The sequence below is a fragment of the Lysinimonas soli genome, assembly GCF_042655435.1.
GTDB lineage: Bacteria > Actinomycetota > Actinomycetes > Actinomycetales > Microbacteriaceae > Lysinimonas > Lysinimonas soli.
This window is the reverse complement of the sequence record NZ_JBHSMG010000001.1, coordinates 538,241-550,981: the sequence shown is the minus strand read 5'-3', so window position 1 is coordinate 550,981 and position 12,741 is coordinate 538,241. Positions and strand designations below refer to the sequence as shown.

Genomic DNA, 12,741 nt, shown 5'->3' with positions numbered 1-12,741 from the left:
CGTCCGTCCGGCCGGTGATCTCCTTCATTTGGCATCAAGCGACCGGCGACCGGCGACGGGCGACGGGCGGCGGGCGACCGGCGACGGGCGGGGCGGATGCCGCGGGCGTCAGCTCGACGCGTGCGACTCGAGGAACTCGTAGAGTTCGCGGTCGTCGACACCCGGGAACGTGCCGGACGGCAGCGGCGAGAAGATGTGCGCGTGCACCTTGGCGCTCGTCCAGGCGCGACCGGCCCAGTGGCTGGCGAGCTCGGTCGGAGGCCGGCGGCAGCAACTGGCATCCGGGCACCGTGACGTCTCACGCCGGGTCGTCTCGCGACCGCGGAACCACTTCGAGTGCGCGAATGGCACCCCGATCGTGATCGAGAACTCGTCGCTCGCGCTCGTGCCGGTCTGGGTCGACTCGAAGAAGGTGCCCTGCGGGGTGTCGGTGTACTGGTAGAACTCGGTCGTCCGGTTGGTGCGCGCGAACGCCTGACGCGCGCTCCAGTTGCGGCAGACGATCTCGCCTTCGATCGAGCCCGTGATGTCGACGGGCAGGGGAAGCCCGTCGTTCTCGTACGCCTTGCCGATGCTGCCGTCGCCACTCACCCGCAGGAAGTGCGTACTGATGTCGAGGTAGGCGGTCGCCAGGTTGGTGAAGCGCAGGGCCGCGGCCTCGTGCGTGACCCCGAACGCGTCGCGGAAGTCCTCGACGGCGATGTTGCGATCGCTCTTGGCCTTCTCGAGGAACTCGACCGACTGCTGGCGAGGCATGAGAGCGGCGGCGGCGAAGTAGTTGATCTGCAAGCGCTGCTGCAGGAACTCGGCGTAGCTCTCCGGTGCGGTGTGGCCCAGCAGCCGGTGGGCGATCGCCTGCAGCGCCATCGAACGCAGGCCGTGGCCTCCGGGGATGGATGCCGGCGGCAGGTAGATCCGTCCGTTCTCGAAGTCGGTCACCGAGCGGGCCGAGTGCGGGAGGTCGGCGACGTAGACCAGTTCGAAGCCGAGCCGCTCGGCCATCCGTCCGACGCTGCGATGGGTGAGGGCGCCCGTCGTATGGCCCACCGCGTTGACCTCGCGCTGCGCGAGCTCTTCGATGTCGGGCAGGTGGTTGTCGCGGGTGCGCATGAGGGCGCGCAGTTCGGTGTTGGCCCGGCGGGCCTCCTCCGGCGTGGCGATGGCCTCGCGGGCCCGGCGCGCCAGTTCGTGGTGCAGGCCGACGATCGCGCGAAGGGTGTCGTCGGACATCCCCTTGCTCGCCCGGAGCACCGGCAGCCCCAACTCGGCGTAGACCGGGCTGGACTGCACCCGGTCGAGCTCGATCTCGAGGCCGGCGCGCTCGCTCGGGGCCGTGGAGTCGAGGAGCTCCGAGACGGGGATCGACAGCCGTTCCGCGATCAGCCCGAGCAGCGAGAGGCGCGGCTCGCGTTTTCCGTTCTCCATGAGGGACAGCTGGCTGGCCGCGATCCCCACGTCGGAGCCGAGCTGGTCGAGGGTGAGGCCGGCGGCGGTGCGGAAGTGCCGCATCCGCTGTCCCAAGGTCGCAAGATCATTCACAAAATGAAGCATACGGAAATTTCCTGGGTTGTTTCGTCGAGATTCGTGTGCAACGCCCAGGAAAGTGGGCGGATAGTAGAAGCCAAGAGGTTCTTATCGAATACCGGTCCCGATTTCACTCGACCGCCGATCACCACACTGCGATGACGCCATCGATCGCGGAAGGAGGGCAACATGACCTTGACCGTCGACCCTCGCGCACAGCGCGAGGACGCCCCGAACGCCCCCGAGGACTCTGTGATCCGCACTTCCGCGCCGACCACGACGAACACCCTCGATCCCGCTCCGGCCAACGCGGACCCCCGCATCGTCGATTGGGTGGCTCAGATGGCCGCCCTGACCACGCCCGACCGGGTGGTCTGGATCGACGGCTCGCGCCAGGAACAGGACGCGCTGCTGAACGAGATGGTCGAGGCGGGCACACTGACCCGCCTCAACCCCGAGCACCGCCCGTACAGCTTCCTCGCCCGGAGCAACCCCGACGACGTCGCGCGGGTCGAAGCGCGCACCTTCATCTGCAGCGACGACGAGTCGGATGCCGGCCCCACCAACAACTGGGCCGACCCGACCGAGATGCGCGAGACCCTCACCGAGCTGTTCGCCGGTGCCATGCGCGGCCGCACCATGTACGTGGTCCCGTTCTCGATGGGCCCGCTCGGCAGCCCGTTGACCCGCTACGGGGTGCAGCTCACCGACTCGCCGTACGTGGTCGTGAGCATGGGCATCATGACCCGGATGGGCAGCGCCGTTCTCGATCACATCACGCCCGCCACCGAGTGGGTTCCGGCCGCGCACACCGTCGGCGCACCCCTGGAGCCCGGCGAGGCCGACGTCGCCTGGCCCTGCAACTCGACGAAGTACATCAGCCACTTCCCGGCGACCCGCGAGATCTGGTCGTTCGGATCGGCCTACGGCGGCAACGCGATCCTCGCCAAGAAGGCCTTCGCCCTGCGCATCGCCTCGGTCATCGCCCGCGACGAGGGCTGGCTCGCCGAACACATGCTGCTGCTGAAGGTCACGAACCCGCGCGGTCGTGCCTTCCACGTCGCAGCGGCCTTCCCCAGCGCGTGCGGCAAGACGAACTTCGCGATGCTGCGCCCGAGCATTCCCGGCTGGACGGTCGAGACGATCGGCGACGACATCGCCTGGCTCGCGCCCGGCCCCGACGGCAAGCTGCGGGCGATCAACCCCGAGGCCGGATTCTTCGGCGTCGCCCCCGGAACGGGAGCCTCGACGAACGCCACGGCGGTCGAGACGATCTGGGGCAACACGATCTTCACGAACGTCGCCCTGCGCGACGACGGCGACATCTGGTGGGAGGGGCTCACCCAGCGCGCACCCGACCACCTCGTCGACTGGACGGGACAGGACTGGACGCCGGCATCCGGCACCCCCGCCGCCCACCCGAACTCACGCTTCACCGTTGCGGCAGCCCAGTGCCCGTCCATCTCGGACGACTGGGACGACCCGCGGGGCGTCGTCATCGACGCGATCATCTTCGGCGGCCGCCGGGCCACCAACGTGCCTCTGGTGGCGGAGGCACGGGACTGGGAACATGGCGTCTTCTTGGGAGCCACGATCTCGTCCGAGCGCACGGCGGCCGCCGAGGGCACTGTCGGGGAGTTGCGACGCGACCCCTTCGCGATGCTCCCGTTCTGCGGCTACAACATGGCAGACCACTGGGCGCACTGGCTCGAGGTCGGCTCGAAGTTGCGGGCAAGCGGGGGCGTTCCCCGGATCTTCCAGGTGAACTGGTTCCGCAAGGACGACGACGGCCGCTACCTCTGGCCCGGCTTCGGCGACAACGGCCGAGTGCTCGCCTGGATCCTCGACCGCGTCGAGGGCCTCGCTCCCGCGGTTTCCAGCCCGCTCGGCTGGCTGCCCGCCGAGGGCGCCGTCGAACTCGAGGGGTCCGGGGTCAGCGAGAGCGACTGGCAGCGGCTGTTCGCGATCGACCCCGAAGCGCACCTCACCGAGGCCGACGACGCCGAGTCGTTCTTCGACAGCTTCGGCGACCGGGTTCCGGATGCCGTGCGCGGCCAGCTCGAGGAGCTTCGCGAACGGATGCGCGCCGCGCGGTGACGCTCGCGCGGGCCTCCCGGCCCGCGGTCACCCGCGCATCGCGGTCACCCGAGCGCGTCGGCTCGCCGGCACGCTCGCGACCCCGCGCCCACGCACTCGATCCAGCACCTCGCGCAGCCCCCACACGGTCACCCGCAGCATGGCCTCACCCGCGATGTTGCCGGTCATCTTCGAGACGCCGTTCACCCGCTCGACGAAGGTGATCGGTACCTCGGCGATGCGCAGACCCGCTCGTTCGGCCCGCCACAGCATCTCGATCTGGAAGCAGTATCCGAGGCTGTCGATGCGACCGAGTCCGATCGCGCGCAGCGCATCGGCGCGGAACGCGCGATACCCCCCGGTGACGTCGCGCTCGTTCAGGCGCAGCAGCACGCGGGCATAGAGGCTGCCGCCCTTCGAGACGATCCGACGCGACCTCGGCCAGTTGACGATGCTGCCGCCCGGCACCCAGCGCGACCCGACCACCATGTCGTGGTCGACGAGCGCGGCCAGCAGACGGGTCAGCTCCTCGGGCTGATGCGAGCCGTCGACGTCCGACTCGACGACGACCTCGTAGCCGTGCTCGAGCGCCCAGCCGAAGCCCGCGAGGTAGGCCGCGCCCAGCCCCTGCTTCGCGGGCCGGTGCAGCACGTGCAGGCGCGAGTCGGATGTCGCGAGCTCGTCGGCCAGCGCGCCGGTCCCGTCGGGCGAGCCGTCGTCGACGACGAGCAGATCGGCCTCGGGCACGCTGCTGCGCAGCCGCCGGACCATCCCCTCGAGGTTCTCGCGCTCGTTGTACGTCGGCAACACGACGACGATCGACTCGCTCATGCACCCTCCTTCTGCAATCGGTAGACGGTGATGCGATGAATGAGCCGGGAGCCGACCACTCGATAGCCATGGGCTGTCAGCTCGTCGATGTCCGCCGGCACGGCGACCCCCGGTTTGGCGAGCTCGAGGGCCCATACCGTGGGCGAGGCATCCAGGCTCGAGATGACGTCTCGCAACGGGGCGACCTGATCCCAGATGCGCGTCCGCTCGTAGTACGGCGTGACGATCTCGACGTTGCGCAGGCCCGCGAACTGCGCCGGGTACAGCCGGGCGGCAAGCCCGGGGCGCTGGGTCTGTCTCGTGGCCTGGTCGAAGACCACGGCATCCCCGCGGCGGGCATTCTGCTGGATGTAGTCGGCCACCTGCCGCAGATCGCTTCCGCCGCTCTTGGCGTACGGTCCGCGCTGCGCGAGATACCCGGGCACGGCGAGCGCAGCGAGAGCGACCAGCACGACCGCGAGGGCGACCGTCGTGAGCTCGACGAGCGGTCGGCCCTCGCGCCGCCGCACGAGGCCCGACGCGACGCGCCGAAGCGCCGGCGTGAGCAGGCGAGCGAGCACGATCGCCCCGAGCGCGACGAGCATCGCGACGGCCGGGGTGCAGAAGGCGAGGTATCGGCTGTTGTACATCGGCGACACCCAGGCGTTGCCGACCAGCAGCAGCGCGGTCGGGATGACCGTCCAGGCTCCCGCGAGCAGCACGACGGCGCGGTCGGACTCGCCTCGGTTCAGGTACGCCGATCGGCTCTCCCGCAGCGCTCGCGACGAGACGGCGATCGCTCCCAGCAGGATCAGGGCCCAGGCGGCGACCGTGATCCCGGCTCCCCCGAACCACTGCGCGACGAGCACGTTGCCCGCCGTGGCATGGCTCGGAGACGCCAGGAAGGCCACCTGATGCCGCTCGGCGTAGGCGATCGCGACGATCGGCGACGCCGCGACGATCGCGACGACGGCCGCCACCAGCCAGCCCCGCATCCGCGCACGACCGGTCGGCGACGCCAGCAGCACCGCCCCGTGCACGGCGAGCAGCAACAACAGATACAGGAACAGGTAGCTCGCCGCCGCCACCAGCAGTCCGTAACCGATCCAGGGGCGCAGACGGGTCTCGCGGCGCTGCCACAGCGCGACGAAGAACACCGTCAGCCAGACCGCGATCGCCGCGCCGATCGCGTAGGAACGCGCCTCCGTCGCGAGGAACGTCGTCCTCGGCAGCAGCGTGCTCACGACGCCCGCGACCACCCCGAATCGCGGATCGGCGAGACGCGCGCCCAGCACGACCGTCCCCGCGACCATCGCCCCCACCGCGAGGGCGCTCGGCAGGCGGGTCGACAGCTCCGAGGCGCCGAATGCCTGGATCCAGAAGTGCATCACGAGGTAGTACACGCCGTGCACCGCGTCGATCGAGCGCAATTCGGCGAACAGGGTGCCGATCGGACGTTCGGCCGACAACACGGTGGCGGCCTCGTCGCCCCAGTAGGAGGGATTCCAGGATCCGAGCCACGTCACCAGCGTCCCGACCGCTCCCAGGGCTGCCGCCGCAGCACCGAGCGGGATCCGCCGCGCCGGCGACGACTCCCCGGGGCGCTGCGCGGGGCGCGGCGCGCGATCGAGCACGGTCGCCTCGGCCAGCACGGTCACCACGGCCCCTCTCGTCGGGATGTCTCGGCTCGTCGGGTCATTTCGGGTCGCTCCCATCCTCGCGAGCGGGGATGCGCGAGTGCCCCGAACGGGCGGATCCGAAGTGAGAATCCTTTCAGGGTCCCGCGAACCGCACCATGTCGTCCGCATTAGGATCAAGCGAACAGTCGGTGCATCGAAGGGATCGTGCATGCGCGTCCTGGTGGTGGACGACGAACCCGAGATGGCGGCGCTGCTCTCGCGCGGCCTCGTCGGCGAGGGCTACGCGGTCGACGTCGCGACCGACGGCATCCAGGCGATGACCCTCGCCGCAGCCGAACGCTACGACATCGCCGTGCTCGACGTCACCATGCCGGGCATGTCCGGCTTCGAGCTGTGCCGACGCCTGCGCGAGCAGGCCCGCGGCATCGCCATTCTGCTGCTGACCGCGCGTGACGCCGTCGACGACCGCGTGCGCGGGCTGGATGCCGGGGCCGACGACTATCTCACGAAGCCGTTCGCCTTCGTCGAGTTGGCCGCGCGCCTTCGCGCCCTGCGCCGCAGGGACGCGATCTCGCCGAGCTCCCTCGATGTCGGCGACCTGGCGATCGACCTGGCAGGCCAGCGGATCTCGGTCGGCGAGAACCAGGTGCGGCTCAGCCGCACCGAGTTCGACCTGCTGCGCCTGCTCGTGGAGCATCGCGAGCACGTGATGTCGCGCCGCGAGATCCTCGACGCGGTCTGGGAGGCGGGAACCTTCGTCGACACCAACATCGTCGACCAATACGTCAGCTACCTGCGCAAGAAGCTCGACGCGGTCGGTACCTCGGTGCGGATCGTGACCTCGCGGGGAGTCGGGTTCCGGCTCACCACCGAGGCGACGTGAGCCGGGCGCACCCGGACCCGTCACGATGAGGTGGTCGCGGATCGGAATCCGCGCGCGGATCACGGGCGGCAGCCTGCTGATCGCCATGCTGTTCTCGGTCGTCGCGGGCATCCTGATCTACAACCAGGTGCGCCACATCGTCAACGATGGGGAGATCGCGGTGCTGGAGAGCATCGAAGCGCCCTACCGGACGGCCCTGGCCAAAGGGGGCGCGGACTTCGATCGACCTGGATCCGACCTGTTCGCCGCGGTCGTCGATCCGAGCGGCTCGCGCAAGGTCGACACCCTGCCCAAGGCCCTGCGCCGCATGATCCCCGAACTGATCGAGCACAACGGCGAGACCCGCACCTTCACCGCGGGCGGCGTGACCTACCTGGTGCGGATCACCTCCGTCGAGACGTCCAGCGGCGAGTGGCACGTCATCGCCGCCCGCAACGGCGAGGCCGCGGCCTCGGTGCTGAGTCAGGTGACCTGGCTGCTGCTGATCTGCATCGCGGGGATCAACCTGGCGTTCGCGCTGGCGTCCTGGCTGATCGGAACGGCGGCCCTCAGCCCGGTCGACCGCCTGCGGCGCAGTGCGCGCGCCCTGGTCGCCAAGCCGGGAACCGAGCTGCTGCCGGTCGGCCCCGCCGACGACGAGATCGCCCAGCTCGCCCGGACCCTCAACGAACTGATCGGAGAGCTGCGCGCGTCGACCGAGCGAGAGCGTCAGATCGTGTCCGACGCCAGTCACGAGTTCCGCACGCCGCTCGCGATCCTGCAGACCAAGCTCGAACTCGCCCAGTCTCAGGCGACGACTCTCGCCGAGATGCGCGCGGATGTCGCCTCTGCCCAGCAGACCCTGCTGCGGCTGTCGGCCCTGGCCACCTCCCTGCTCGAGCTCTCGCGGATCGACGCGCAATCGGGACGTGGCTCGGCGACGGTCGACGAGCTCTCCTCGGAGCTGGCGGATGCCGCCGACCGGGGCCGCCTCCGGGTCGGCCGAGGCGACGTGGTCATCGACTTCTCGGTGGACACCTCGCCCGGACGGCCGAGCGACGACCGTCTCGTCGCGGTGTCGGCCCACGACTTCGGTCGCATCTGCGACAACCTCGTCAACAACGCGCTGGCCGCACGCCCTGAGGCCGGCCACATCCAGATGTCTCTGACACCGACGCCCCACGGCGTTCTGCTCGCCGTGGAGGACGAAGCCGGTGGGATGGACGAGGCGTTCCTGCCGCACGCCTTCGATCGCTTCGCCCGAGACGCCACGCGGTCCCCCTCGGGAGCCGGTCTCGGCCTCGCGATCGTCTCGGGCATCGTCGCGATCGCCGGCGGGACCGTGAACCTGGTCAACACGCCCGGGGTGGGACTGCGGGTCGAGGTCGAGTTGCCGTTCGCCGCGGAACGGGGGGATTGACCGCGACCGCCGCATCGCCAAAACTCGATGCATGACGACCGACATCGACACGGATGAGATCTTCAGGCAGGTCACCGCCCGCTTGCGGGACAAGTTCCCCGAGGTGCATCCGCAGGAGGTCGAGTCGGCGGTCCGCGGCGAGCTCGATCAACTGGCCGACCGCCCCGTCCGGGACTACCTCGAGGTGCTCACGGAACGCGCGGCGGCCAAACGCCTGAAAGGCGTCAGCCAAGCCGCCTGACCGACGGAGATTCCCGCCGGATCTTGTCGGGAACAGTACTTCACCCCGGCGGCCGCCTGGTCGAGACTTCAGGCATGACCCTCCTCCCCAGTGCCGCCGTCGCCGACGCGTGCGTCCGCCTCGGCGTCCCCCTCCGGCTGGCGCCCGCCGGCATCGTCCCGGTCATCCCGGGGGCGCCGTTCAGCGGATCGGCCAGAGCCGTGACCCATCTCGGCAGCGTGGATGTCCTGCTGCAGACGATCGACGGAGCCCCCGCGGGCAGCGTGCTGGTCGTCGACAACGGCGGTCGCGACGACGAGGCCTGCCTCGGCGATCTCATCGTGCTCGAGGCGGCACGCGCCGGATTCGCGGGGATCGTCGTCTGGGGCCGCCATCGCGACACCGCGCAACTGCGCGAGATCGGGCTGCCCCTGCACAGCACGGGGGCCTACGCCGCGGGGCCGCGCCGGGTCCCGCCCGCGGGGTCGCCGATGCGCAGCGCCTTCCTCGACGGAATCGCGGTCAGCGACGACGACCTCGTGATCGCGGATGACGACGGCGTCGTCTTCCTGGGGCCCGACCGGCGCCGGGAGGTGCTCGAGTCGGCCGCGCGCATCGTCGAGACCGAGACCGCGCAGGCCGAGCGGATGCGCGCGGGCGAGAGCCTTCGATCTCAACTGGATTTCGACGGCTACCTCGCCGCCCGAGCGAGCGATCCCACCCTCACGCTGCGTCGGCACCTCGACGAGCGCGGCGGCGCGATCGAGGTCTGAATCCACAGCAAGCCCGCGGCATCCGGGCGTACTCTCGTGCCCAGCGCGGTGCCGATCCGCGCGACGTCGAGGTGACTGCCGTGAAGAGATCCGTCCGCTGGCTTCCCGCCGTGCTCGCGCCCGCGCTCATCGTGGCCGGAGCGATCACGATCCCCGCCGTCGCGAACGCCGCGACGACCCTGCCCGACAAGACCCCTCAGCAGGTGCTCGCCATGATCGCCGGGGCGAAGGATGCGGCGTACTCGGGCACGGTCGAGCAGAGTTCCGACCTCGGGCTGCCCCAGCTGCCGAGCACGGGGTCCGGTTCGAGGGCCGGCTCCGATTCCACCTCTCAGCTGCTCGACCTCCTGACCGCCGACCACTCGGCTCGGATCTTCGTCGACGGCGCGCAGAAGCAGCGCGTGCAGGTGCTCGACCAGCTCGCCGAGCGCGATGTCATCCGCAACGGCTCTCAGTTGTGGACCTACGACTCGAAAACCAAGACCGCGACTCACAGCACGCGGTCCCCCTCGGATGCCACCCCGGCCCCGAGCGCCGCGCCCAGCACCGAGGCGCTGAGCCCGGCCCAGCTGGCCGATCGGTTCATCCAGGCGATCGAGCCGAGCACGACCCTGCACGTCACCTCGACGGCGCGGGTCGCCGGCCGCGCGGTCTACCAGCTCGCGCTCGCGCCCAGGTCGGGCACGACGCTCGTCGCCGGCGTGACCCTGTCGGTCGACGGCAAGACCGGCGTGCCGCTCAAGGTCGTCGTCGACGCCCGCGGCCAGAAGAGCGACGCGTTCAGTGTCGGATTCCGTTCGATCGACTTCTCGACGCCCGCCGCCGAGCTCTTCCGCTTCGCCCCGCCCGCCGGCACCACGGTGACGACGCCCACGAAGCCCGCCAAACCCGGTCCCGTGCCGAACGATCCCGACAAGGGCGCCGTGAAGCCGTCCGTCACGGGATCCGGCTGGGATTCGATCGTCGAGCTGCCTGCCGACACGGCGACGAAGGTCACGGGCTCCAGCCAGAGCAAGCTGCTCGGTGAACTGACGACGGCGGTGCCCGGCGGCCGAGCGCTGCAGACCTCTCTGATCTCGGTGCTGCTGATGACCGACGGGCGCGTGCTGCTCGGCGCCGTGCCGATCGCGACGCTCGAGGCCGCCGCGCGGTGACCGCGGCCCCGCCGGCGATCGGGCGCGACCGGGCCGAGCCGGCGATCCAGACCACGGGCCTGACGAAGGTATTCGGCCGTCAACGCGCGGTCGACTCCCTCGATCTGGCCGTGCCCCGCGGCGCGGTGTTCGGGTTCCTCGGACCCAACGGCTCGGGCAAGACGACGACGATCCGCCTGCTGCTCGGGCTGGCCGCGGCCACGAGCGGCGAGGTCCGGATGCTCGGCGAGCCGATGCCGGCCGCCCTGCGCTCGGTGCTGCCGCGCGTCGGCGCCCTGGTCGAGGGACCGGCCATCTACCCGTTCCTCTCCGGTCGCGCCAACCTGCTTCGCCTGGATGCCGCCGACCGTCACGCGCCCGCCGCCACCCGCCGGACCCGGGTGGACGCCGCCCTCGACCGGGTCGGGCTGAGCCATGCCGCCGAGAAGAAGGCGCACGCCTACTCGCTCGGCATGAAGCAGCGGCTCGGCATCGCGAACGCGCTGCTGCGACCGCGCGAGCTGCTGATCCTCGACGAACCGAGCAACGGGCTCGACCCGCAGGGCACGCGGGAGGTGCGCCACCTGATCCGCTCCCTCGCCGACGACGGCACGACCGTGTTCGTGTCGAGCCACCTCCTGAGCGAGATCGAGCAGCTCTGCTCCCACGTCGCGGTGATGAGCGCGGGGCGGCTGGTGGCGCAGGGCACGCTCGACGAGCTGCGTCACGGCCGCGATCGCCGCATCACGGTGCGCACCCCGGATCCGGTAGCCGCCGCCGGGGTACTGACGGCACTCGGGCTCGCCGTCGATGAGCCCGGAACCGCCGCGAGTGACGAGGGGACCGTCACGGCCGCGCTCGTCGAAGGGGTGCTTGCGGAATCGGTGACCGCGGCCCTCGTCGCCGCAGAGGTGCGAGTGCGCGGGATCGCGGTCGCGGGCGAGACACTCGAGGAGCGCTTCGTCGCGTTGACCGGAGAGGGCTTCGATGTCGCGGGCTGAGGCGGCTCCGGGGCGCGCCCGGCCCTTCGCGCTGCTGGCCTCGGAGCTGGCCACGCTCTTCCGTCGTCGTCGCACGATCGCGATGCTCGGTGCCCTCGCGCTCGTTCCCGTGCTGATCGCCGTCGCGGTGCGCGTGACCTCGGCGGGCAGCAGCGGGCGCGGTCCCGCATTCATCGGCGACATCACCCAGAACGGCCTCTTCGTGGCGTTCACGGCCCTGACGGTGTCGATTCCACTGTTCCTGCCGCTGACCGTCGGCGTCGTCGCCGGCGACACCATCGCCGGTGAGGCGAGCCTGGGCACCCTGCGCTACCTGCTGATCGCGCCGGCAGGACGCATCCGGCTGCTGCTCGTGAAGTACGTGGCCGCCGGCGTCTTCGCGATCGCGGCGACCCTCGTGATCGTGCTCGCCGGCGTGATCATCGGCGCGCTGCTCTTCCCGATCCGTCCGGTGACCCTGCTCTCGGGCGATGTCATCGACGCCGGGGGCTTCGTCGTGCGCGCCCTGCTGCTCGTCGGCTACGTGAGCCTCTCGCTGCTCGGCCTGACCGCGATCGGGCTGTTCATCTCGACGCTGACCACGGTTCCGGTCGGGGCGATGGCGGCCACGATCGTGCTGGCGGCCGCGTCGCAGATCGCGGATGCCCTTCCTCAGCTCTCGGCCGTGCATCCGTGGCTGTTCAGCCACTACTGGCTGGGTTTCGGCGACCTGTTGCGCGATCCGATCTCGTGGAACGCCTACGGGCAGACGGCGCTGCTGCAGCTCGGCTACGTCGTCGTCTTCGGAGCGCTCGCCTACGGGCGGTTCTCGACGAAGGACATCCTGAGCTGAGGTCGAACCCCAGGGGAACTCGCACAGCGCGTGACAACGGCCGATGGTGGAGATGGGGGGAATTGAACCCCCGTCCATCGCTGTGAGCCTGCGCCTTCTCCGGGCGCAGCTCGTGAGTGCGTTCTACTCGGCTCCGACCTTTGCCACGAGCATCCAGGTCGACGAGCCCAGTATCAGTGCAAGTCCCGCTCGGCCCTGACACACAACCGAACAGCAAGCCCTCTAGATGACGCCAGGATCCGGGGCGAAGGCAAACCCGGTCTGACGGACGTTCTTAGCCCTGCTGCTTAGGCAGCGAGAGCAACGTCGGTGCGCTTGAGATTGGCACCTGTTGTTTGCGGGGATCGTTAACGAGATAACCCTGCATCCTCGGCCCGCTTCTCGCAGTTTCGCAGGCGATGTCGAAACCGATCATCCCCGTGTGTCACCGCGTCCCGTTCCTCGCCCGAT

11 protein-coding genes and 1 other RNA gene are annotated in these 12,741 nt (G+C 70.3%); 8 read left to right on the top strand and 4 right to left on the bottom strand.

Annotated features, from left to right (window positions below):
* Positions 1–108 precede the first annotated feature (108 nt).
* Complete coding sequence (locus ACFPJ4_RS02640) at positions 109–1,551, bottom strand: helix-turn-helix domain-containing protein (RefSeq protein WP_386738734.1); 1,443 nt, start codon at positions 1,549–1,551, stop codon at positions 109–111.
* A gap of 162 nt (positions 1,552–1,713) precedes the next feature.
* Here ACFPJ4_RS02640 and ACFPJ4_RS02635 point away from each other — a divergent pair, with 162 nt between their 5' ends.
* The gene (locus ACFPJ4_RS02635; protein ID WP_386738733.1) at positions 1,714–3,621 is read left to right on the top strand and encodes a phosphoenolpyruvate carboxykinase (GTP); all 1,908 of its coding nucleotides are present in this window, start codon (positions 1,714–1,716) and stop codon (positions 3,619–3,621) included.
* 27 nt (positions 3,622–3,648) lie between these two features.
* Here ACFPJ4_RS02635 and ACFPJ4_RS02630 read toward each other — a convergent pair whose 3' ends face one another.
* Complete coding sequence (locus ACFPJ4_RS02630) at positions 3,649–4,431, bottom strand: polyprenol monophosphomannose synthase (protein WP_386738732.1); 783 nt, start codon at positions 4,429–4,431, stop codon at positions 3,649–3,651.
* Positions 4,428–6,071 (bottom strand): glycosyltransferase family 39 protein, encoded by a 1,644-nt coding sequence (locus ACFPJ4_RS02625; protein WP_386738731.1) that lies wholly within the window; start codon positions 6,069–6,071, stop codon positions 4,428–4,430. Before ACFPJ4_RS02625 ends, ACFPJ4_RS02630 begins: the two co-directional genes overlap by 4 nt.
* Positions 6,072–6,258: 187 nt before the next feature.
* On the opposite strand from ACFPJ4_RS02625, the gene ACFPJ4_RS02620 reads away from it, so the two are divergent.
* The 7 genes from ACFPJ4_RS02620 to ACFPJ4_RS02590 all read left to right on the top strand — a co-directional run bounded on the left by ACFPJ4_RS02620 (position 6,259) and on the right by ACFPJ4_RS02590 (position 12,291).
* The gene (locus ACFPJ4_RS02620) at positions 6,259–6,933 is read left to right on the top strand and encodes a response regulator transcription factor (RefSeq protein ID WP_386738730.1); all 675 of its coding nucleotides are present in this window, start codon (positions 6,259–6,261) and stop codon (positions 6,931–6,933) included.
* Positions 6,934–6,958: 25 nt separating this feature from the next.
* Positions 6,959–8,332 (top strand): HAMP domain-containing sensor histidine kinase, encoded by a 1,374-nt coding sequence (locus tag ACFPJ4_RS02615; protein ID WP_386738729.1) that lies wholly within the window; start codon positions 6,959–6,961, stop codon positions 8,330–8,332.
* A gap of 31 nt (positions 8,333–8,363) precedes the next feature.
* Positions 8,364–8,573, top strand: coding sequence for a three-helix bundle dimerization domain-containing protein (locus ACFPJ4_RS02610; RefSeq protein WP_386738728.1), 210 nt, complete (start codon positions 8,364–8,366; stop codon positions 8,571–8,573).
* Positions 8,574–8,647: 74 nt separating this feature from the next.
* On the top strand, positions 8,648–9,325 hold the full coding sequence (locus tag ACFPJ4_RS02605; RefSeq protein ID WP_386738727.1) for an RraA family protein: 678 nt from the start codon (positions 8,648–8,650) through the stop codon (positions 9,323–9,325).
* 80 nt (positions 9,326–9,405) lie between these two features.
* On the top strand, positions 9,406–10,479 hold the full coding sequence (locus ACFPJ4_RS02600; RefSeq protein WP_386738726.1) for a LolA family protein: 1,074 nt from the start codon (positions 9,406–9,408) through the stop codon (positions 10,477–10,479).
* Positions 10,476–11,459 carry an ABC transporter ATP-binding protein gene (locus tag ACFPJ4_RS02595; RefSeq protein ID WP_386738725.1) on the top strand — a complete coding sequence of 328 codons (984 nt, stop codon included), beginning with the start codon at positions 10,476–10,478 and terminating at the stop codon, positions 11,457–11,459. Before ACFPJ4_RS02600 ends, ACFPJ4_RS02595 begins: the two co-directional genes overlap by 4 nt.
* Complete coding sequence (locus tag ACFPJ4_RS02590) at positions 11,446–12,291, top strand: ABC transporter permease (RefSeq protein WP_386738724.1); 846 nt, start codon at positions 11,446–11,448, stop codon at positions 12,289–12,291. The genes ACFPJ4_RS02595 and ACFPJ4_RS02590 overlap by 14 nt, the downstream gene beginning before the upstream one ends.
* A 44-nt stretch (positions 12,292–12,335) precedes the next feature.
* Here ACFPJ4_RS02590 and ssrA read toward each other — a convergent pair.
* Positions 12,336–12,710: a transfer-messenger RNA gene (gene ssrA / locus ACFPJ4_RS02585) on the bottom strand.
* Positions 12,711–12,741 lie beyond the last annotated feature (31 nt).